Origin of the sequence: Cerasicoccus sp. TK19100 (assembly GCF_027257155.1) — a bacterium.
GTDB classification, from domain to species: domain Bacteria; phylum Verrucomicrobiota; class Verrucomicrobiia; order Opitutales; family Cerasicoccaceae; genus Cerasicoccus; species Cerasicoccus fimbriatus.
Genome location: NZ_JAPWDU010000007.1, coordinates 110,523 through 131,866, shown reverse-complemented (window position 1 = coordinate 131,866; position 21,344 = coordinate 110,523). Strand labels below are relative to the sequence as shown.

14 protein-coding genes, 2 tRNA genes and 3 rRNA genes are annotated in these 21,344 nt (G+C 55.7%); 8 read left to right on the top strand and 11 right to left on the bottom strand.

The window, feature by feature from the left end; all coding sequences use genetic code 11:
• Positions 1-163: 163 nt before the first annotated feature.
• From rrf to O3S85_RS17985, 5 genes are all read right to left on the bottom strand, one after another.
• Positions 164-280 (bottom strand): 5S ribosomal RNA (rrf, locus tag O3S85_RS18005).
• Between the two features lie 182 nt (positions 281-462).
• Positions 463-3,258, bottom strand: a 23S ribosomal RNA gene (locus O3S85_RS18000).
• A 222-nt stretch (positions 3,259-3,480) separates the two neighbouring features.
• Positions 3,481-3,557, bottom strand: a tRNA-Ile gene (locus O3S85_RS17995).
• 87 nt (positions 3,558-3,644) lie between these two features.
• Positions 3,645-3,720 (bottom strand) — tRNA-Ala (locus O3S85_RS17990).
• Between the two features lie 300 nt (positions 3,721-4,020).
• A 16S ribosomal RNA gene (locus tag O3S85_RS17985) occupies positions 4,021-5,547 on the bottom strand.
• The 16S, 23S and 5S rRNA genes sit together here with 2 tRNA genes alongside, the layout of an rRNA operon.
• Before the next feature lie 377 nt (positions 5,548-5,924).
• On the opposite strand from O3S85_RS17985, the gene O3S85_RS17980 reads away from it, so the two are divergent.
• The gene (locus tag O3S85_RS17980) at positions 5,925-6,140 is read left to right on the top strand and encodes a hypothetical protein (protein ID WP_269542215.1); all 216 of its coding nucleotides are present in this window, start codon (positions 5,925-5,927) and stop codon (positions 6,138-6,140) included.
• 529 nt (positions 6,141-6,669) lie between these two features.
• Positions 6,670-7,740, top strand: a complete 1,071-nt coding sequence (locus tag O3S85_RS17975; RefSeq protein WP_269542214.1) for a ligand-gated ion channel — start codon at positions 6,670-6,672, stop codon at positions 7,738-7,740.
• Positions 7,741-7,921: 181 nt separating this feature from the next.
• On the opposite strand, the gene recJ is transcribed toward O3S85_RS17975, so the two are convergent.
• Positions 7,922-9,622, bottom strand: coding sequence for a single-stranded-DNA-specific exonuclease RecJ (gene recJ / locus O3S85_RS17970; protein WP_269542213.1), 1,701 nt, complete (start codon positions 9,620-9,622; stop codon positions 7,922-7,924).
• Positions 9,623-9,673: 51 nt separating this feature from the next.
• Here recJ and O3S85_RS17965 point away from each other — a divergent pair, with 51 nt between their 5' ends.
• Entirely contained in the window at positions 9,674-9,802 is a 129-nt protein-coding gene (locus O3S85_RS17965) for a hypothetical protein (protein ID WP_269542212.1), read from the top strand.
• A gap of 106 nt (positions 9,803-9,908) precedes the next feature.
• Complete coding sequence (locus O3S85_RS17960; RefSeq protein WP_269542211.1) at positions 9,909-11,519, top strand: bifunctional GNAT family N-acetyltransferase/carbon-nitrogen hydrolase family protein; 1,611 nt, start codon at positions 9,909-9,911, stop codon at positions 11,517-11,519.
• A 43-nt stretch (positions 11,520-11,562) separates the two neighbouring features.
• Here O3S85_RS17960 and O3S85_RS17955 read toward each other — a convergent pair whose 3' ends face one another.
• Entirely contained in the window at positions 11,563-13,131 is a 1,569-nt protein-coding gene (locus O3S85_RS17955) for a mechanosensitive ion channel family protein (protein ID WP_269542210.1), read from the bottom strand.
• A gap of 123 nt (positions 13,132-13,254) precedes the next feature.
• On the opposite strand from O3S85_RS17955, the gene O3S85_RS17950 reads away from it, so the two are divergent.
• Positions 13,255-13,827, top strand: coding sequence for an Ntn hydrolase family protein (locus O3S85_RS17950; RefSeq protein WP_269542209.1), 573 nt, complete (start codon positions 13,255-13,257; stop codon positions 13,825-13,827).
• Between the two features lie 12 nt (positions 13,828-13,839).
• Here O3S85_RS17950 and O3S85_RS17945 read toward each other — a convergent pair whose 3' ends face one another.
• Together O3S85_RS17945 and O3S85_RS17940 are read right to left on the bottom strand one after the other, a co-directional pair.
• Positions 13,840-14,040: a hypothetical protein gene (locus tag O3S85_RS17945; protein ID WP_269542208.1), complete on the bottom strand. Its 201-nt coding sequence runs from the start codon at positions 14,038-14,040 to the stop codon at positions 13,840-13,842.
• Between the two features lie 98 nt (positions 14,041-14,138).
• Positions 14,139-15,122 (bottom strand): endonuclease/exonuclease/phosphatase family protein, encoded by a 984-nt coding sequence (locus tag O3S85_RS17940; protein ID WP_269542207.1) that lies wholly within the window; start codon positions 15,120-15,122, stop codon positions 14,139-14,141.
• A gap of 131 nt (positions 15,123-15,253) precedes the next feature.
• Here O3S85_RS17940 and O3S85_RS17935 point away from each other — a divergent pair, with 131 nt between their 5' ends.
• From O3S85_RS17935 to O3S85_RS17925, 3 genes are all read left to right on the top strand, one after another.
• Positions 15,254-15,664 carry a Dabb family protein gene (locus O3S85_RS17935; protein ID WP_269542206.1) on the top strand — a complete coding sequence of 137 codons (411 nt, stop codon included), beginning with the start codon at positions 15,254-15,256 and terminating at the stop codon, positions 15,662-15,664.
• A gap of 78 nt (positions 15,665-15,742) precedes the next feature.
• Positions 15,743-16,387 carry a hypothetical protein gene (locus tag O3S85_RS17930; protein ID WP_269542205.1) on the top strand — a complete coding sequence of 215 codons (645 nt, stop codon included), beginning with the start codon at positions 15,743-15,745 and terminating at the stop codon, positions 16,385-16,387.
• On the top strand, positions 16,380-16,751 hold the full coding sequence (locus tag O3S85_RS17925) for a transcriptional regulator (RefSeq protein ID WP_269542204.1): 372 nt from the start codon (positions 16,380-16,382) through the stop codon (positions 16,749-16,751). Before O3S85_RS17930 ends, O3S85_RS17925 begins: the two co-directional genes overlap by 8 nt.
• A 59-nt stretch (positions 16,752-16,810) precedes the next feature.
• Here the strand turns inward: O3S85_RS17925 and metF are convergent, their stop codons facing one another.
• Positions 16,811-17,695 (bottom strand): methylenetetrahydrofolate reductase [NAD(P)H], encoded by an 885-nt coding sequence (gene metF / locus O3S85_RS17920; RefSeq protein ID WP_269542203.1) that lies wholly within the window; start codon positions 17,693-17,695, stop codon positions 16,811-16,813.
• A 180-nt stretch (positions 17,696-17,875) separates the two neighbouring features.
• The gene (locus O3S85_RS17915) at positions 17,876-21,316 is read right to left on the bottom strand and encodes a pyruvate carboxylase (RefSeq protein WP_269542202.1); all 3,441 of its coding nucleotides are present in this window, start codon (positions 21,314-21,316) and stop codon (positions 17,876-17,878) included.
• Positions 21,317-21,344 lie beyond the last annotated feature (28 nt).

Below are 21,344 nucleotides of genomic sequence, written 5' to 3'. Positions count from 1 at the left end.
TAAGAAGCAGAATTCAGTAAATAAGTGAAAGCCAACGATTTGACCAGCATCTTTACCGTAAGAACAACGTTAAGATATTGAAATCATGGCCAATTATTTCTGCTGAGTCCTGGTATTTGGGCAAAAAAAGACCCGCTTCTCCTATTCGGAAAAGCGGGTCATAACCTGGCAATAACCTACTCTCGCACCACATCGGGGCGGCACTACCATCGGCGGTTGAGGGCTTGACGAGCGTGTTCGGGATGGGAACGTGTATTTCACCTCACCTGTGGTCACCAGTTCTGGGAATTTTACCGTAGCTATGATGAATTCCTCGGAATTCAGCTAGGTATTTCCTAGTGTAGCGAAGGTGACCAGCATGTTTGCTTGGTTTTGCTACTTATAAAAGTGAAGTCTGATGTATGGGACCCGGGCGAATGCCCGATCCAGCATTTTGAGTAGTTGTAAAGATTGGTTAATCGATAGACTAAACCAATTGGATCATTAGTATCAGTTAGCTCAATGCATTACTGCACTTACACATCTGACCTATCAACCTGGTGGTCTACCAGGATCCTTAGGGAGATCTTATCTTGGGAATCGCTTGGCGCTTAGATGCTTTCAGCGCTTATCGGTTCCATGCTTAGCTACCCGGCGCTACTGCTGACGCAATAACCGGAACACCAGAGGCATGTCATTCACGGTCCTCTCGTACTGATGAATGAACCCCTCAAATCTCCAACGCCCACAGCGGATAGAGGACCGAACTGTCTCACGACGTTCTGAACCCAGCTCGCGTACCACTTTAATAGGCGAACAGCCTAACCCTTGGGACCTTCTCCAGCCCCAGGATGTGATGAGCCGACATCGAGGTGCCAAACTCCACCGTCGCTGTGAACGCTTGGGTGGAATCAGCCTGTTATCCCTAGAGTACCTTTTATCCTTTAAGCGACGGCCGTCCCACTCTGGACCGCCGGATCACTTGGACCTGCTTTCGCAACTGCTCGACTTGTAGGTCTCACAGTAAAGCCACCTTATACCCATGTGCTCTTTGGCCGATTGCCAACCGGCCTGAGGTGACCTTCGTAATCCTCCGTTACACTTTAGGAGGAGACCGCCCCAGTCAAACTGACCCGCAAGCACTGTCCCCCGCCCGGCTAACGGGATCGGGGTTAGATATCTAACAAACATAGAGCGGTATTTCACCATTGGCTCCACCACACCCTGGAGTGCGGCTTCAAAGCCTCCCGCCTATCCTACGCAATGAAAGTCAAATACCAATACCTGCTTACAGTTAAGGTTCATAGGGTCTTTCCGTCCTGCTGCGGGTACGCTGCATCTTCACAGCGACTACAATTTCACTGGGCACCTCCTTGAGACAGCGTGCAACTCATTTCACGATTCGTGCAGGTCGGAACTTACCCGACAAGGAATTTCGCTACCTTAGGACCGTTATAGTTACGGCCGACATTCACGGGGGCTTAGACTCGAAGCGTTAACAACAAGTGTTCACCTTTCCGCATTGGTCACGTGTCACTCCCTATACGTCCACTTGCGTGTTGGCAGAGAGCTGTGTTTTTGCTAAACAGTTGGTTGCACCTCTTCACTGCGGCCCGCCGAAGCGGGCACCCCTTATACCGAAGATACGGGGCCAATTTGCCGAGTTCCTTAAGGAGGGTTAACCCACGCGCCTGAGAATACTCATCCCGGATACCTGTGTCGGTTTGCGGTACGGCCTAAATGTAGAAGCTTTTCTTGGAACCGGTCCAACCCCTGCGTATCAAGCCGTAGCTATCAACTCCCAATTCAATAAGATAGGGGGTCTTTCCAATCCGTCCTTTCTACTCGGTGCAGGAATATTAACCTGCTTTCCATCCACTACTCCTTACGGCCTCGTGTTAGGAGCCGACTAACCCTGGGGCGACGAACGTTGCCCAGGAAACCTTATCCTTACGGCGACAAGGATTCTAACCTTGTTTATCGTTACTCATGTCTGGATTCTCACTTCTAACCGCTCCACCACCCGTTACCAGATGACTTCGATGCTGTTAGAACGCTCGCCTACTGATCCTTCGATCCCGCGATTTCGGCAAGTAGCTTAGTCCCGATCATCTTCGGCGCAAATCCTCTCGATAGGTCAGCTATTACGCACTGTTTAAATGGTGGCTGCCTCTAAGCCAACATCCCTATTGTCTGTGAAGATTCACATCCTTCCATCCACTTAGCTACTATTTAGGGGCCTTAATCGGCGGTCTGGGCTGTTTCCCTCTCGACTACGGAGCTTATCCCCCGCAGTCTGACTGCCTTGTTACACCTCTCGGTATTCGGAGTTTGATAAGGTTTGGTACCCCGGTATGGGGCCCTAGCCTTTTCAGTGCTCTACCCCCGAGAGTCAGCACAAGACGCTATACCTAAATATATTTCGGCGAGAACCAGCTATCACGGGGCTTGATTAGCCTTTCACTCCGACCCTCAGCTCATCGCCACACTTCTCAAGGTGTGTGCGTTCGGTCCTCCACTTTGTGTTACCAAAGCTTCAACCTGGCCAAGGGTAGATCGCCTCCGCTTCGGGTATCATGCCCGCAACTCATCGCCCTATTCAGACTCGGTTTCCCTGCGCCTACGGCACGTAATGCCTTAAGCTTGCTACGAACATGAACTCCCAGACCCATTATGCAAGAGGTACGCCGTCACTCTACAAGAGAGCTCCGACCGCTTGTCAGCAATAAGTTTCAGGTACTCTTTCACTCCCCTAACAGGGGTGCTTTTCACCTTTCCCTCACGGTACTGGTTCACTATCGGTCGACACCTAGTATTTAGGCTTATGCAGTGGTCTGCACACATTCACACCGGGTTTCACGTGTCCGGTGCTACTCAGGAATTCCCTAGGCCTAACGCAGTTTTCGCATACGGGATTTTCACCCTCTATGATGCAGCTTTCCAGAAGCTTCTGCTAACATTGTTAGTACCACAACGGGCTCCATACCCCGAGAGGATAAATCCTCCCGGTTTGGCCTGTTCCGCTTTCGCTCGCCACTACTTACGGAATCGAATTCTCTTTCTTTTCCTCCGCTTACTGAGATGTTTCACTTCGGCGGGTATCGCTTCATACACCTATGTGTTCAGTGTATGATAACAGTCGAAACTGCTGGGTTGCCCCATTCGGAAATCTCCGGGTCAAAGCGTCTTTGCCGCTAACCGGAGCTTATCGCAGCTTGGCACGTCCTTCATCGCCTGGTGTCGCCAAGGCATTCACTTATTGCTTTAATTTATTTAGTCTATCAATTCACCGTCTTTATAAATTTGATTCTCAAAACGCTAGATTAACGTGTTTATCAATGAAGATATTGTAATCGCCAGATCACGTAGTCATGTGATCTAGCTGCATATACGTACGTTTAATCCGCATACATCAGACTGTCAAAGAACGAACATCTTACGAATTGTAAGATAGAAATTCGTTTTGGTTTATCCCGAAAATTACTTCGTATACATTCCCAATGGTGGGCGATACTGGACTCGAACCAGTGACCCTCGCGTTATCAACACGATGCTCTAACCAACTGAGCTAATCGCCCTTATTAGGTTGGAAAGTTCTGAGTTTGAAGGTTCGAAAGTAGTTAACCTTCGAACATCCGAACTTTCGAACGTTCGAACTTGTAAACTGGTGGAGCTGGACGGGCTCGAACCGACGACATTCTGCTTGCAAAGCAGACGCTCTTCCAACTGAGCTACAGCCCCAAAAGGGAGTCGCTTAATCTGGCGACGAATTTTCTGAAATCAACAGAAAACTTCTAAAAAATGTCGACGGGGTTATTTTAAATAATAACTAGCCCGACGCGAACCGGTCGGTTCGAGAAAATAATCGGAATAAACTATCAAAGAACGATAAACGCCGGTTTCCCAGCGGAGTGGTTGTCTCTTGTATTATCGATCATAAAAACTACTTTGTACGATGCGCAGGCGCTCACTTCCAAACCCCCTTGCGAGGGTTCGACCTCATCTCTACAGACTCGCGAGAGTCTCGAGATTTCTCCTTAGAAAGGAGGTGATCCAGCCGCAGGTTCCCCTACGGCTACCTTGTTACGACTTAGTCCCAATCACCAGCCCTGCCTTAGGACGCTGTCTCCGAAGTTAACTCACGTACTTCGGGCAGAACCGGCTTTCATGACTTGACGGGCGGTGTGTACAAGGCCCGGGAACGTATTCACGGCGTCATTGCTGATACGCCGTTACTAGCGATTCCGGCTTCATGGAGTCGAGTTGCAGACTCCAATCCGAACTGGGCCCAGCTTTAAAGATTTGCTCCACCTCGCGGTATTGCGTCTCATTGTACTGGGCATTGTAGCACGTGTGCAGCCCTAGGCGTAAGGGCCATACTGACTTGACGTCATCCCCACCTTCCCACTTCGAATAGAAGTTTGTCTCCTTAGAGTCCCCAACTGAATGATGGTAACTAAGGACGAGGGTTGCGCTCGTTGCCGGACTTAACCGAACATCTCACGACACGAGCTGACGACAGCCATGCAGCACCTGTGAATCGGCCCCGAAGGGAAGACTGCTTTCACAGTCGGTCCAATCCATGTCAAGCCTAGGTAAGGTTCTTCGCGTTGCATCGAATTAAGCCACATGCTCCACCGCTTGTGCGGGCCCCCGTCAATTCCTTTGAGTTTTAACCTTGCGGTCGTAGTCCTCAGGCGGCACACTTATCGCGTTAGCTTGGGCCCTAAGAGGGTCGAATCTCCTAAGACCTAGTGTGCAACGTTTACGGCGTGGACTACAGGGGTATCTAATCCCTTTCGCTACCCACGCTTTCGAGCCTGAGCGTCAGAACTTGTCCAGTAAGCTGCCTTCGCCATTGGTGTTCCTCCTGATATCTATGCATTTCACCGCTACACCAGGAATTCCGCTTACCTCTCCAAGCCTCAAGATTGGTAGTTTCAGGCGCAGTTCCAGAGTTGAGCCCTGGGCTTTCACACCTGACACACCAATCCGCCTGCGCTCCCTTTACGCCCAGTGAATCCGAGTAACGCTCGAGGTCTCCGTATTACCGCGGCTGCTGGCACGGAGTTAGCCACCTCTTCCTCTATAAGTTAGTTCAAGCACGCTCTTCACGTGGTTTTATTCCTTATTGACAGGGGTTTACAACCCGAAGGCCGTCATCCCCCACGCGGCATTGCATGGTCACGCTTTCGCGCATTAGCCAATGATTCGAAACTGCTGCCACCCGTAGGTGTCTGGACCGTGTCTCAGTTCCAGTGTGACTGATCATCCTCTCAGACCAGTTACCCGTCTTAGCCTTGGTGAGCCGTTACCTCACCAACAAGCTGATAGGCCGCGAACCCCTCTTAAAGCGCCATTGCAAGCTTTAGCGAGATCTTCATGCGAAGATCTGCCACATGCGGTATTAATCTTCCTTTCGGAAGGCTATCCCCCACTTTAAGGCAGGTTGTTCACGTGTTACGCACCCGTTTGCCACTTTCTGCCCCGAAGGGCTTCTCGTTCGACTTGCATGTCTGAGCCATGCCGCCAGCGTTTACTCTGAGCCAGGATCAAACTCTCCGAAAGTATTTAAAGCTTTCGTGAGTCCGATAATCCTATGGATTAAATGGACTACGTGTCGGACCGAAATCCGACAGTTAACGTAATGTTGTGTTTTTAAATGTTGGAATTGTTGAGTGCCTACGCACTCGCACAAAGTAATTTTCAAAGAACGATTTGAAAGTTCCGTTCGCTCGTTTGAGCGATTTGGGAAAGACGCCCATAAAGAAGATTCATCTTCGGTTCGTCAACCCCTTTTTTCAAAAAACTTTCAGAAAGAACAAATATTCTTTTTCGCGTCGCTCGGTCGAGCTAGGCGAAAGGCCGTGGAAGCTAGATTAGTTTCGCGGCTCGTCAACAAAAAGTTTTCACTTTTTTCACATTAACGAAACTTAAATTTCACAGTGCCTTTTGAAGAACAAAAACAACGCTCACCCGATTGGGTTTTGGCTGTCTCGCTGACCGCTTTTAGCGATGAGCGAAAGACTGCGAAAAGTGCCGAGACAATGTCGAGTCGTCAACAAAAAAGTTTAACTTTTTTCGGTGACGTGACAAATTTCACTAAGCCTTTTGAAGAACAAAACAACCTTTACCCGATTGGGTTTTGGTTGTTTCGCTGACCGCTTTAGCGATGAGCGAAAGACTGCGAAAAGTGCCGAGACAATGCCGAGTCGTCAACAAAAAAGTTTAACTTTTTTCGGTGACGAATCTCGTCGCTTCTCAAACCTTTTAAAGAACGTTTCGAATTAGATTCCCGAAGGAATCTTTTTCGGTTCCGCTTACCACTCAGTGGTGTGCGAAAGGTTGCGAAGACTGCCTCAATAATTTCAGTTGGCAAGAAAAAGTTTAAACTTTTTTTCAGCCTCCCGAAACCACTAACTTAGACCTTTTAAAGAACGTTTTCGCTTCCGACCGGCGAGGCCAGTCATCAGGGAAAGATGACGGAAGCTACAGTTTAGATTCACTTCGGCAAGGAATATTTTCGAAAAAAGCGAAATAGTTATCCACAGGCCCCAAAGCCCCATGAATAAAGGGCTACAGCACGAGTCGATTTATCGCCTCCTTCGATTTAATGACGCGCTGAATCTGAATTTTCCGCGTTTTCGCTCATAATCGGGTCGACCAGAGCCTTAATTTGAGGGTATTTCCATGGATATGCTATATCTCCAACGCGTTTTTCAGCTACTTATCGCACTTCTTGTAATCTCCAGCCGCACATTTGGTATCGATGCGGGCATGCCCAACCCGCCTTCCAGCCCCACAGTGGTGACCGTTGGCGTCTTTGTGGCCGATATTATCAGACTAGCCGAAGTGGATGAGACCTTTGAGGCGGAAGTTATCCTCTATGCCCGCTGGAAAGACCCCCGCCTGGCCTTTGACGCCGAGGAATACGGCGCGGACGTAAAGATTTTCCAGGGCGAGTTTCAGTTCAATGAAATCTACTCCGGCTGGTGGCCGCAGTTTGTCGTGCTAAACCGCATTGGGGCCGGCGAAGCCGACGGTATTAAGGTAGAAGTCTACAGTGATGGCCGCGTGCGCTACTTGGAGGAGCGCAACATCACCGTTCAAAGCACGATGAACCTGAGAAAGTTTCCTTTCGATCAGCAGGAGCTTAGCGCCATTCTCATTCCGTTCGGCAACAGCACTGAGCAGGTTATTTTAAAGGATGATCCGGCGATTACCGAAGCCAGCGAGGACTATGTGCAGCTAAACAATCAAATAAACATCGCCGAATGGAAGCTGCTCGATGTCCGCAGTGAAGTAATCACCGTCAAACATCGTTTCTTTGGCGAACCCCAGGAAGTCTCTCAACTAAAAGTCTATTTTACCCTGCAACGTGAGCCCGGGCACATTATCTGGGACATCCTTTTTCCGCTCTTTATACTAATCATATTGATGTGGTCGATTTTCTGGATCGATTCCAACAACCTGACCGACCGCCTGAACATCGCCTTCATCGGCATTTTGACGATTGTCGCCTACCAATTCCTGATCGACGGCTCCCTACCACGCATCCCCTACTTCACCTTCACGGACGCCATTGTCTTCCTGTCCTTTATTATTATGGCGGGCGTGGTCTTCCAAAGCCTGCTGCTCTGGTATCTCCACAAGAAAAAACGCGAACAGCTAGCCGACCTCATCGACAAGCTATCGCTCTGGGGCTTCCCGTTTGTCTACCTCGGTGCCATCATCGCCTCCTACTATATCTATATAAGATAGGAGCAGCGGGGAATTGCGGATTTGGGAATGCGGATTGCGGATTTTTTAACGCGATGGCCGTCAAAGATACCCAATGAGATGCGAAATAAGGGCTGCGCTAAAATTTTCTTAGCATCCCTTCGTGCCACTTAGCGGACAGTCTCGTTTGCAAAATCCGAACTCCGAACTCCGCATTCCGCAATCAACCGCGCCAGTCGAGCACCTCGGCCTGAGGCTCGCAGCGGCCTTGCCAACGGTTCCAGCCCAGCTTGACCGCTAGCTCGATCTCCCGGCCCATTGGCGGCGGGCGGTCGCCCATCCCCCAGGCAACGGCGGAAAACGCATCCCCGCCATTACACTGAAAACGAAAACGCGCGTGCCGGCCGCCAAAGACAAAGGCGGAATCCATCAAGCGCACACCGCGCAGGCCAATGACCGGCGTCGGGTGAGACTGGCCGTAGGGCTGCAGCTCGTCCAAGGCATTGACCACGTCGCCGCGCAGTTCGGCGGCGTCCATCCAGGCGGCAATTTCCAGTTCCGGCTCCAGCGGCTCGGGAACGACGGTCAATACCGCCTGCGAAAAGGCTTTGCGCAGTTCGTCAACGCGGGCGGCTTCCAGGGTCACACCAACTGCCATCGGATGCCCGCCCCATTCTATAAAGAGAGAGTCGCACAAATGCAGCGCCGCCTGTAGGTCGATGCCCGCCACGCTGCGACCGGAGCCCTTTGCCAACTCCCCCTCACCGCCAAGGGCGATGCAGGGGCGATAAAATTCCTTAGCCAGCTTACCCGCGACAATGCCTACCACGCCCGGATGCCAGTCCGCGCCATACACCACGAGCCCAGCCGCATCGCCCTGAGAAAGGGCCTGCTCGCGGGCTTCATCGAAAATCGCGCGTTCGATCGTCTGCCGCTCGCGGTTACGGGTGTCCAGCTCGCGCGCGATGTCCAGGCATTCGCTGTATTCTTCGCTCAGTAAAAGATTCACCGGGACGGCCGCGTCTCCCAGACGGCCACTGGCGTTAATCCGCGGTCCGAGGCGAAAGGCGATATCCGTCGTGGCCAGCGGTTGCTCCAGCTCCAGCCCGGCCACCTGCATCAGTGCGAGCAAGCCCGGGCGCTCCGTGCGGCCGAGGCATTGCAGGCCAAATCGCGTAAAAATGCGGTTTTCATCACGCAGAGGCACGAGGTCCGCCACGGTGCCCAGCGCCACGAGGTCCAGATAATCGCGGAGTTTGATTTCTTTCGCGATCGGATTGCCCTGCTCGCGGAGGCGCTTCACCAGCGCGTGAACAAATTTAAAGACCAACCCCACCGTGCAGCTATCGCCCCAGGCGGCCTCACTTTGGCCGGAAATATGCGGATTGATCAAAATCGCGTCTGCCGGCGTCTCGTCCTTGGACTGGTGGTGATCGATAATCAGCACATCGACGCCCTGTTTGCGCAGCGCCGCCACTTCGTTGACCGAGTTCGTGCCGCAATCCAACGCGATAAACAGGTCCGGCACGCCATCGCTCAGGACGCGCTCCAGCGCAGCATCGCTCAGGCCGTAACCTTCATCCAGGCGGCGCGGCACGTAAAAACGCGGGCTCACGCCGAGGCGGCGGAGAATCATCACCATCAGCGACGTGCTCGTCACGCCGTCTACATCGTAATCGCCCACAAGGCAGATTTCCTCGCCGTTGCCCATGGCGGCGATCAGGCGATCCACCGCGGCATCCATATTATTAATAGAAAAGGGGCAATCCAGGTGCGAGAGACGCGGATTCAGGTGGCGGTCCGCATCCTCCGGATCAATGAAGCCCCGCTGCGCCAGCAGCGTCGCGACAACATTACAGACGCCTAATTCGCGCCGGAGTCGCTTAATTGCTTCGTGAGGTGTGTCAATTGTCCGCCAGAACATGAATAAGATAATCGACCAAAAACGCGACGTCTTGGCAACGCTTTTGCGACATTGAGCAAGAAAGCGCAGCGTAAACACCGTAAACAAGCGGCTGGAACCGATAAAATTAAAAAAACAGGAAAATCGGAAAGAACGGGAAGCGAGCGCCAACTTTCCGGTCTTCCCGATCTTCCTGTTTGAGAACTACGCCTCACCAGTTGCCTACATTGTTTTTTTGAGGTTACAATTCGGCAATGCTTCATGCCACTTGATTTTCCACCACCAATGGCCGATTATATACATCTTTATGCAACCTTACTCGCTGACCGGCCCCAAAGGGCACGACATCCAAATCCGCCCAGCCAACGCCGCTGACATTCCCACCCTCGTGGAGCTGAATAAAAAGGCTTACCCGACTCTAGCCGAGGAAAACGTCGTCTGGAGCGAGGGTCACTTGCGCAGCCACCTACGCTATTTCCCGCAGGGCCAGCTCGTTGCGGAGATCGATGGAAAAATCGTTGGCGCGATCTGCAGCCTGATCGTCGATATGGGCGACGACCCCTTGCGCCCCCACACCTACGCGGGCATCACCGATGGCGGATATTTTCACAACCACAACCCACAGGGCGACACCCTTTACGGCGCGGATGTCTATGTGGACCCCGATGCGCGCGGCCAGGGCGCGGGCGCCGCGCTCTATGAAGGCCGCCGCCGCCTCTGCCAACACCTGAACCTGCGCCGGATTCTGGCCGGTGGCCGCTTGTGGAACTACAGCGAGCACGCCGATAAAATGTCGCCCGACGAATATGCCCGGCTCGTCGTCGAAGGCGAGCTGAAGGACCTCGTGCTCAGCTTTCAACTCCGCGAGGGCTTTGTGCTGCGGGATATTTTACACAATTACCTGCCCGACCCCAACAGCCTCAACAACGCCAGCCTCATCGAATGGCTCAACCCGGACTATGACCCGCCCGAAGAAGGCCAGAGCAGCAAAGTCCGCGTTTCCGCAGTGCAATACAAGGTGCGCGGCGTAAAAGATTTTGCCGACTTTGCCGCGCAAACAGAGTATTTTATCGAAACAGCGGCCGACTACAGTAGCGAGTTTGTGCTGTTTCCCGAATTTTTCTCGGTGCAACTGCTCTCAACGATGCCAAACCTCGCCGCCCTGGAGGGCATTCGCCGCCTATCGGAAATTACCGATAAGTTTGTCGAGCTCATGTCGGGCCTCGCGCGTAAATACGGCTGCTACCTCATTGCCGGCAGCCACCCGATCCCAGCTAGCGACGGCAGCGATAAAATCTATAACAAGAGCCTCGTTTTCTCGCCCGACGGCGAATACATCGCCCAGCCAAAGCTCCACATCACCCCGGCTGAGCGCAAATACTGGGGCATCTCCGGCGGCAGCGAGCTCTACGTGGTCGATACGCCCAAGTGCAAAATCGGCGTGCAAATCTGCTACGATATCGAATTCCCCGAGGCCACGCGCTACTTGGCTGACCAGGGCTGCGAAATTATTTTCGTCCCCTATTGCACCGATAACCGCCAGGGCCATCTTCGCGTAAAATACTGCGCGCAGGCCCGTGCGATCGAAAACCAGATCTACGTCGTCACCGCCGGAATCATTGGCAATCTGCCCAGTGTGCCCGCGATGGACGTCCATTACGGCCAGGCCGCGGTTTACACACCCAGCGATTTCGAGTTCGCCCGCGACGGCATTCAGGCCATCGCCGATAGTAACGTGGAAACCCTGCTCATTACCGACCTCGACATTTCGGACCTCCACCGCGCCCGCAACAGCGGTGCCGTCCGCCCGCGCTTCGACCGCCGCACGGATTTGTTTGAAATCCGCGCCAAGCTCAAGAACGCCCCCGCCCCACACGCCGACGCCACGAAATCCGTCCCACTGGAACTGCCGAAGTAAATTCCTCCGGCCACCATGCGCGGCAGCCAATTGAGTTGCCGCGCTACTGCGGGAACTGCGAACCGTAATCGCCAGGTAAGCGGCCGTCGCCGTCGTTGCCACCACCTAGCTGCCCAGGCGGGCGATTCGGGTCGATACCGGTGTCGGCGGGGCGTCCGCCGCCCATGGCACCACGACCCGGCTGAGTTTCCCAGCGGTCCTCGTAGTCGACCTGCGCCATGTGGCGCGCCACTTGGCCGTCCAGGTAAAGCGTGCGCGTTGGGAACGCCACCGACAGGCCACGCTTGTGGATGGCGCGCATGATCTTACAGTTCACTCGCTGGCGCACGTCCATGTATTCCAGCCACTTCGTCGACAGGGTGAAGTAGTAAACCAGGATGTCCAACGAGCTACTGCCGAAGTCGGTAAAATTGACCAAAATAAACTCCTGGTTGACGCCCTCATCGTTGCCAAGAATCTGCCGAATGTCCTGCACCAGCGCCTCCATATCCTCCGCGGTCGCCTCGTAGGTGATGCCGATCACCTGCTTCACGCGGCGCTTGGGCATGCGCGTCCAGTTGTTAATATATTCGTTGGCCAGGACGCCGTTCGGGATGGAAATGACGGTTTTCGGCCAAGTGCGCACTTTGGTCGAACGCAGGCCAATTTCTTCCACATCGCCGTCTACTTTGTCACCCACCATAATCCAGTCGCCCACTTTAAACGGTCGGTCGAGCATGATCATGAACGTGCCAAACAGGTTCTTAATCGTGTCCTGCGAGGCAAAGGCAATCGCCGCACCGCCCAAGCCGAGGGTGGCCAGAATGCCACCGACGTTATAGCCCAAATTATCGATCACCAGCAGCACGCCCACGATCACGATAAAGATTTTCAGCGACTTATTAATCGTCGGCACGAAGCCATGGAGCGCTGAGTTGCGCGCGGCCAGTTGATTGCTGAATATGTTAGTAAAGATGTCTGTGGCGCGCAGCATACCCCACACTGCGAGCACCATCGTGAGCCCACGGAATAGATCGCCCACCAGCCCCTCGAGCATCGAGCTCAGCGGCAGCGCCAAAATCGCCAAATAAATACCGAGCGCAAGCAGGAAAAGAGAGAACGGCTTTTCAAGGACTTTCAGCAGTTCGTCGTCGTGCTCGAAGGCAGTCTTGCGCGCCATCGCCTGCAAACGCTTGAAAAAGACGCGTGTCAGGAAGTTGCGCATCATCATGGCCACGAGCAAAATGAAGAAACTCAGTGCGAGATCCTTCATGCGGAAACTGCCGATCTTAAAATTCAGAAACGTAGAAATCTCGGAGCGGAAGCCCGTGGCATCCACCGCATCATGGGCGATATCGAGCACCGACGTGCGCAGCGAGTCTCCGAGGTCCGAGGCGGTCTCACCCACCAGCGTCGCGGCCTCGTCGACTGGCGTGGGATGCTGTGCCTCGGTTGACTCCTTGGTAGCCGCGGCCTCGGCTGGGGCGGGCTTCTCATCGGCAGAATCTGCCGGAGCCGACTCCTGCTTAGCCTCAAGCTCCCGAGCAACGGTTGTCTCCTGAGCGGGGGCAACGACAGAAAACCAGGCGATGGCCGTGGCGACCAGCAGCACAAAGCTGAACAATTTTCGCATGCGCTTTGTTAGCAGACCCCGACCGATTAATACAAGCCGCAGTTTACGACATTTCTCCGCAGCCCGCACCACGCCTGGCATTTATTTGGTTGGCAATGTGGCCACGAGCCCAACAATAGCGGCATGTCCGTAATCGTTGCCGTGGAAAAAGGAAACCGAGTCGCCATCGCGGCGGATTCACTCTTCACCGCTGGCAGCATGCGGGTGCCACCCGAGCACAAGGTGAACCACCACAAGCTCTACAAATGGGGCCCATGCTGGCTGGGGCTGATCGGCTGGGGCGCGCTGGGCAACATCGCCGAAACCCTTATCCGCGATTACCCTGACGCCATGGACGACTATTCGCGCCAGGGAATTTTTGACACCCTTCGCGGCCTGCACACCATTTTGCGTGACGACTTCTTCCTCGAAACGCATGAGGACAAAAGCCAGCCGGTGGAGTCCTCGCAACTCGACGGCCTACTCATCACACCGAAGGGCATCATCGGGATCAGCAGCTACCGCAACGTCAATGAATACAGCCGCTACTGGGCGATCGGCGCTGGCCGCGAATACGCGCTCGGCGCGATGCACGCATGCTATGATCGCCTGAAAGACCCGGCCTCGATTGCCAAACACGGCGTGGAGGCAGCCATCCAATTCGACGATTCCTGCGGTGCCCCGGTGCAAATGCACACCATGCGGCTGAAGCACTGAAGTCGGTTTGCCTTAAGTTCCGTTTACTTCCCGGAGGGCAACACTCCGTTGTTGCCACCACTCGCCGCGAAGGTCGGATTCACGGAGTTTGGACAATGGCGGAATGTAGGGCTCGCGCTCGCGCGACGCAGCATCCTGCTGGTAGGCGGTGAGGCAAAGGCGGCATCGCGCGAGCGCGAGCCCTACATTCCGACGTTGATCGGTTCCGCTCATTGAGGGAACGGCGTTGTCGGTTACATGGGGTGGCAACGACAGAGCGTTGCCCTCCGGTTCAGCTTAACCGCTACGAACCAGCCAACCGACGGGCACTCTCACTTACTCTGCGCTACAAAGCAAAAGTCCAACCCGATCGGGTAATGATCACTGCCGAGATCGGGACCCGTCCATTGCGTTATCGGACCAAGGCCATTGGACAGGAAAAAGTGGTCGATGGGGATCCACAGTAGCGGATTGCGCGTGGGCCAAGTGCGACGCGGCAAAAAACTCGTTACCACCGGATGCAATTCACTTTGCGATACAAAGTCTCGGTAAAACGGCGACCAGGGGGTGGTATTCATATCCCCCATGACAAGCATGGGCGCACGGTCAGCATTTGCTTGGGCAAACTCCGCAATCGAGGCCAGCGCGTTACTGCGGTAATTCCATGAGCGCTCATTGGTCGGCGAGAGCGGGTGTATCAGCAGCACGATCAGCGGACCGTCAGGCGTCATGACTTCCATTGGCACTGAACCCACGCCCGCATAGCCCAGCGCTGCGCCCTGCGCGGTGGGTGGATACTTCGAGAGCACGATGGCTCCGTAACGCCCGCCCCACATCTGCTTGCGCTGGTAGGGGAAGATGTCTTCGAGCGCATCCAGGTCGTCCTCCCACTCGGCGGTGATTTCGATCAAAGCAACGAAGTCCGGCTCCTGCTGGCGAATCCACGCAACGGTGCGGTCCACCTGATTGTTGCCGGTATAGACATTGGCACTGATCGCGCGATAGACCCGCGGCTCCGGGTCGACACTTTGCGGTGCAAAGTTAAATACCTCCACGCCATTCCACAGCAGCAATGCAAGCCCGAGAAAAAAGATCACGCGGAAGCTGCGCCAGGCGGCAATCACGCACAAGATGAGTGCGCCAAGGTAATACTGCATCTTGAAGTTCGACAATATGTCCAACTGCCACTCATCGCGGCCCCAGTAGCCCGCAGCGCTGACAACGAGGATCACCAACCAAAGGAAGATCAGCGCCACACGCTCCACATTGCGCCAACTAAGGATCGGCCGTCGCGCACGATTGTGCTGGCTAGCCATGGCGCAACGCCCTCCCCCCGGCCTCCGGGAAAAAGCTTGCCGCAGCGGTCGACCCGCCAAGGCTATTGCCCATGATTCGCGCTTGTTTCATCGCAATGGGTTTATTCATGACGTTGACCGGGTGTCAAACCATGCCGTCAGCAGATTTACCCAGCAGCGGTCTGGTCTACCATTTCGTAGCCGTATGGCTGAAGAACCCCGACGACACCAGCGCCCGCGAACGCATCGCCGCGCAAACCGAGGCCTGGCGCGACTTCCCGGGCGTCGTCGATGTGGCCTATGGCGACGGTTTGGCCGGCGAGCGCAAGATCGTGCAGGACTACGACTACGGCGTGCTCCTCATTTTCGAGAGCGAGGCCGCCCTGCGCCACTACGAACAAGACCCCGAACACCAACGCGCAATCAAAGAAGTACTGGCCCCGCTGGCGGCCAAAGTGCAGGTGTTTGATTTCGTGGTACCCGAGGGAACCACGAGCGGCTTGGGCCGGTCTGAATTACGCAAACGCCAGTATCGGCACTACGCAGTTTTCGCCAACGATTGATTTCACCCAACCGCGAAGGCCGATCAGCACTGGCAATTTCTACTTGCTTTTACAAAGTAACTTTGCCATACAAAGAGAATGTCTTTCGGCCTGCACCATGCACTGCGTGAAGTGCGCGAACTCAAGCGCCACATCCTGACGAAGCAGCGCTTTAAGGGGTATTCTGGCCGGGCGCGCGCCCTGGGAGGCTGCACTGCGCTCGCGGCGGCGCTGGCAATTCACCGCGGCTATGCCCCGGCAGACTTGGCCAGCCTACTCGTTGCCTGGGGCATCGTCCTGGCGGTTAGCTTGGTTCTGAATTATGGCGCGCTGGTTTACTGGTTCCTCTACGATGAGGAAGTCGGTCGCGATTGGCAGAGCCTTAAGCCCGCACTGGAAGTCGTGCCCGCCTTTGCGGTGGGCGCGGTGGCGTCCTTTGCCTGCATCCGCATGGGTGCCGTGGCGCTGCTCCCCGGCCTGTGGATGTGCCTCTACGGCCTGGGTAATCTAGCCTCACGCCACGTGCTACCACGTAAAATCAGCTGGGTCGGTGCGTGGTATATTGCCGCAGGTGCCGTTTGCCTCCTCTGGCCGCAGTGGGCGTGGAGCCAGCCGCTGGTGATGGGCTCGGTATTTTTCATCGGAGAGTGGCTAGGTGGCCTTGTTTTACACTACGACGAGGCCGAAGGCCGCACCATCTGGAGCTTTTTTGGGCTCCCCAACCTGTCCCAAAGTTATGAATAAGAAATCGGACAATCCCTACGAAAACCTGGAACGCATCTTCCACGAGCCCAAGCGCCTAGCCATGATCGCCGCCATTGCGGAGTCGGAAGCAGGCCTGAGCTTTAGCGAAATCAAGGAAGCCTGCGAGCTGACGGATGGCAACCTGAACCGCCACCTCAAGCTGCTCGAGGAGGAAAAGATCGTCATCGCGAAGAAAGCCGTCAGTGGCAACCGCGCCCGCACCATTGTGCGCCTGTCCGCCGCTGGCCGCCGCAAGTTCGTGAAGTATCTGGAGGCGTTGGAGCTGGCGCTCACGCAGGCCGCGCAATCAATGGGCTCGAAGTCCAAATCAAAGGCCAGCGTGCTCAAGGGCGTCACCGCCTAGTTTTCGGCAACGTTTTTTCAGCAAGCCTGTTGGCCATGTGCCGACAGGCTTTTTTATGTTTATAGCGCGTTGGCCGACCGGAGTTTTTCCATCAGCTCCACCGCCGCCGCTGAGCGATTCAGAATGTAGAGGTGTACGCCGGGCGCTCCCTTGTCCAGCAGTTCACGGATCTGCTTGAAGGCCCATTCGACGCCGACCGCCTGTGAGGCCACCTCGTCGTCTTTGACCAGCTCCAACTTGCCGAGCAATTCACGCGGCACGTCGGCTCCGCAGAAGTTGCAGAAGCGCTTCACTTGGTCGAACGACAGCGCCGGCATCACGCCCGGCAAAACCGGGATTTCGATGCCCAAGGCGCGGCAATTGTCGACAAACTTGAAATACAGCTCGTTGCGGAAGAAGAGCTGCGTGGTGATGAAGTCTGCCCCCGCATCGGCCTTGATTTTCAAGTTGGCCAAGTCGGCTTGCAGGTCCGACGCCTCGGGATGCTTCTCCGGGTAACCGCCCACACCAAGGCAGAAGTCCGGAAAACGCTCTTTAATAAACGCCACCAGATCCGACGCATAGGCCAGGCCCTCGGGGTGTGGTTTAAAGTCCGTCTGGCCCTTGGGCGGGTCACCGCGCAGGGTCATGATGTTGTGGAAATCACTCTTCTGGAAGCGCTCCAGGATGCCCACGAGGTCGTCCTTGGAGTGGCCGACGCAGGTCAGGTGCGGCATGACCTCGTAGTCAAACAGGTCGCGTAGCAACTCACCGTATTCGATGGTGCGCTCACGGGTGGAGCCACCGGCACCGTAGGTGATGGACACGAAATCCGGATTATAAGCCTTCAGCGAGTGGGCGGTGCGCAGGATCTGGCGCGCGCCTTCTTCAGTCTTGGCGGGAAAAAACTCGACGGAGAACACTTTGCGGCCGTCTGCGAACTTGGAAATAATCTTACGAGGCATAACGCATCAATTTATTTTGATATGTTGATGGGAAATATTTCTGCGTCAATGATTATTCAGAAAAACCCAACGAATGCGGCAAAAAAACAGAGCCACTCCACGAGGAATGGCTCTGCTGTAGTAAATTTACTCGCTGCAATTTGCCCAATGGGCAAATAACTGGATGCGACTGCAGGTTGCCTAGCGGAGGCGGACGAGGAGATCCTTGGCTTCGACTTGGTCACCAGCCTTGATGGTCAGCTCGTCGACAACGCCATCGCAGGGCGCGTAAACGGTGCTTTGCATCTTCATGGCTTCGAGGACGACGAGCTTGTCGCCCTTCTTCACCTTGTTACCCACGCTAACGGATACGCTGGAGATCATTGCCGGAATCGGCGCGCCCACCTGCTTTTCGTCACCCGCATCGACTTGGGGACGCTTCTGAGCCTCGGAGGCGATGGACTTGTCCCGCACCACGCATTCGCGGGCACGGCCATTCATCTCGAAGGTCAGCGTGCGGAAGCCTTCCTCGTTGGGCTCACCGATGGTGATCAGCTTCACGAACAGCGTTTTGCCCTCTTCGATCTCGACGGAAATTTCCTCGCCGGTCTTGAGGCCGTAGAAGAACGCCGGAGTCGGCAGTACCCGGGCGTGGCCATACTCCTTGACGAAATCCACGAGCTGCTTGTAGACGTCGGGATACATCAGGTAGCTGTAAAGGTCGTCCGTATTCGCCTCGCGGCCGCGCATCTTGGTGACCTTGGCCATCGTCTCGTCGAGGTCGATTTTTTCGGCGTAGCTGCCGGGCCGTCCCTTGCGCGGCTTCTTGTCGCCGAGGACCGTTTTCACGACCTTCTTCGGGAAACCGCCCTTGGGCTGGCCGAGGCCGCCGCCGAGCATATCGATGACCGACGCTGGGAATGGCTGGCTGCCGGGCTCGAGGTTGCAAAGGTCCCTTGGCTCGATGCCACGGGTGAGCAGGAAGATCGCCATATCGCCGACCACCTTGGAGCTCGGCGTGACCTTGACGATGTCACCAAAGAGCTCGTTGACCTCCTCATAGTAGCGGACCACCTCCGGCCAGCGTGCGCCCAGACCGAGGGCCGACGCTTGCTCGCGCAGATTGGTGTATTGGCCGCCAGGCATTTCGTGCGAGTAGACCTCGGCGCTGCCAAACTTGGGCGACGTGTCGAACGGCCCGTAATATTGACGCACGGCCTCCCAGTAGATGGACAGCTCGTTGAGGAAAGTCTGGTCGAGCCCCGTGTCGCGAGGCGAACCGGCGAGCGCGTAAACGATCGAGTTCAGGTTCGGCTGCGCGGTGAGGCCGGACAGCGAGGAAATCGCGAGGTCCACCACGTCGACCCCTGCCTCGGCGGCCTTGATGATCGAGGCGCTGGCGATGCCGCTGGAGTCGTGCGTATGGAAGTGGATCGGCACGCCGACCTCCTGCTTCAGCGTCTTGACGAGCTTCTCGGCGGCCATCGGGTGGCACAGGCCGGACATATCCTTGATCGCGATAATATGCGCGCCCATCTTTTCCAGCTCCTTCGCCAGATCGACGTAGTATTTCAGGTCATACTTGTCGCGCTTGGCGTCGAGGATGTTACCCGTGTAGCACAAGGTGCCTTCGCAAACGCCGTGCGTTTGGCCGGCCACGGTTTCCATGGCGACCTTCAGGTTCGGCAAATAATTCAGCGAGTCGAAGATACGGAAAATGTCCATGCCCGCCTCGGCCGAGTGCTTGATGAAGCCTTTAATGACGTTGTCCGGATAGGCGGCGTAACCCACGGCGTTCGACCCCCGGAAGAGCATCTGGAAACAGATGTTCGGGATTTTTTCGCGGAGCTTGCGCAGGCGCTTGAACGGGCCCTCTTTCAGGAAGCGCATCGAGGTGTCAAACGTCGCCCCACCCCACATTTCCATGGAGTAAAGCTGCGGTGCGCGGTGAGCCATGGCCCCGGCGACCTGCATCATGTCGTAGGTGCGCACGCGGGCGGCGAGCAAGCTCTGGTGGGCGTCGCGGAAGGTAGTGTCGGTGATTAGCAGTTGCTTCTGCTTAGTCGTCCACTCGGCAAACTTCGTGGCACCGTGCTTGAGCAAGTAGTCGCGCGTGCCGGACGGGACGGCCTCCTTGTGGTCGTATTCCGGGACGATAACGGGGAGGTCCATTTTGGGCACCGGACGGCCTTTGACCTGGTCGTTGCCGTTGACGATCGTGTCGCCGAGGAACTTGAGCAGCTTCGTGGCGCGGTCCTTGCGCGGCTTGAACTGGAACAGCTCCGGCGAGGTGTCGATCATGGTCGTCGTCGCCATGCCGGAAACGAAGTCCGGGTGGTTCACGACGTTTTCGATGAACGGAATGTTCGTCTTCACGCCGCGGATACGCATCTCCTGCAGGGCGCGCAGCATGCGGCGGCAAGCGATGTCGAAGCTTGAGGCGGACGCCGTCAGCTTAACGAGGAGCGAGTCGTAAAACGGCGTGATGACCGAGCCGGTGTCGCCCATGGCGCCATCGAGGCGGATGCCAAAACCGGCCGCCGAGCGGTAGTTAACGATCTTGCCGTAGTCGGGCGCGAAATTCTTTTCCGGGTCCTCGGTCGTGATGCGGGCCTGCATGGCAAAGCCGTTGCGCGGCACGTCTTCTTGCTTGGGCAGCGCCAGCTCGGGGTCGGTCAGCTTTTTGCCCTGCGCGATGAGGATCTGCGAGCGGACGATGTCGATGCCGGTGATGACTTCCGTGACGGTGTGCTCCACCTGCACGCGGGGGTTCATCTCGATAAAGAACCACTCGTCGGTGTCGAGGTCGTAGAGGAACTCGACGGTGCCGGCGTTCTCGTAATTTACAGCCTTGGCGACCTTGACCGCGGCGTCACAAAGCGCGATACGGGTCTCGTCCGGGAGGTTGATCGACGGTGCCACTTCAACCACCTTCTGGTGGCGGCGCTGCACCGAGCAATCGCGCTCGTGCAGGTGCATGACGTTGCCATGCTTGTCGCCGAGGATCTGCACTTCGATGTGTTTGGCGCGACCCACGTAGCGCTCCAGGAAAACGGCGGGGTTGCCGAATGCGGTCTGGGCTTCGTTCTGCGCTTCCTGCAAAAGGTTTTCGAGATCTTCCTCTTTCTTGACGACACGCATGCCGCGACCGCCGCCGCCGAAGGCCGCCTTAATGATCAGCGGGAAGCCAACTTTCTTCGCGGCCGCCTTGGCCTTCTTGGGGTCCTTGATCGGGTCCTTCGTGCCGGGGAGCGTGGGCACTTTGGCCATCTCGGCAATTTTTCGGGCCTCGGTTTTGTCGCCCATGCGCTCGAGCATTTCGGGCTGCGGACCAACGAACACCAAACCGGCATCCGCGCAGGCGCGGGCAAAGTGAGCGTTCTCCGAAAGGAAGCCGTAGCCGGGGTGGACATACTTAACTCCCTTCTCAACCGCCATCGAGATGATGCTCTCTATATCAAGATAGGCGGCAACGGGGCCCTTTCCCACCCCAACCTTGTAAGACTCATCAGCCTTAAATCGATGAACCCCAAAGCGGTCTTCATCGGCGTAAATGGCAACGGTGCGCAACCCGAGTTCGGTCGCGCTGCGCATAATGCGCACGGCAATTTCACTGCGGTTGGCAGCAAGCAACTTATCCATACCGTAGAGAGACTAATAGCAGAGCCGC

Bases quoted from the DNA above. Each gene is read 5' to 3' on its own strand.
- O3S85_RS17975 (WP_269542214.1), top strand. From the start codon at position 6,670: ATGGATATGCTATATCTCCAACGCGTTTTTCAGCTACTTATCGCACTT.
- recJ (WP_269542213.1), bottom strand. From the start codon at position 9,622: ATGTTCTGGCGGACAATTGACACACCTCACGAAGCAATTAAGCGACTC.
- O3S85_RS17960 (WP_269542211.1), top strand. From the start codon at position 9,909: ATGCAACCTTACTCGCTGACCGGCCCCAAAGGGCACGACATCCAAATC.
- O3S85_RS17955 (WP_269542210.1), bottom strand. From the start codon at position 13,131: ATGCGAAAATTGTTCAGCTTTGTGCTGCTGGTCGCCACGGCCATCGCC.
- O3S85_RS17950 (WP_269542209.1), top strand. From the start codon at position 13,255: ATGTCCGTAATCGTTGCCGTGGAAAAAGGAAACCGAGTCGCCATCGCG.
- O3S85_RS17945 (WP_269542208.1), bottom strand. From the start codon at position 14,040: ATGAGCGGAACCGATCAACGTCGGAATGTAGGGCTCGCGCTCGCGCGA.
- O3S85_RS17940 (WP_269542207.1), bottom strand. From the start codon at position 15,122: ATGGCTAGCCAGCACAATCGTGCGCGACGGCCGATCCTTAGTTGGCGC.
- O3S85_RS17935 (WP_269542206.1), top strand. From the start codon at position 15,254: ATGCCGTCAGCAGATTTACCCAGCAGCGGTCTGGTCTACCATTTCGTA.
- O3S85_RS17930 (WP_269542205.1), top strand. From the start codon at position 15,743: ATGTCTTTCGGCCTGCACCATGCACTGCGTGAAGTGCGCGAACTCAAG.
- O3S85_RS17925 (WP_269542204.1), top strand. From the start codon at position 16,380: ATGAATAAGAAATCGGACAATCCCTACGAAAACCTGGAACGCATCTTC.
- metF (WP_269542203.1), bottom strand. From the start codon at position 17,695: ATGCCTCGTAAGATTATTTCCAAGTTCGCAGACGGCCGCAAAGTGTTC.
- O3S85_RS17915 (WP_269542202.1), bottom strand. From the start codon at position 21,316: ATGGATAAGTTGCTTGCTGCCAACCGCAGTGAAATTGCCGTGCGCATT.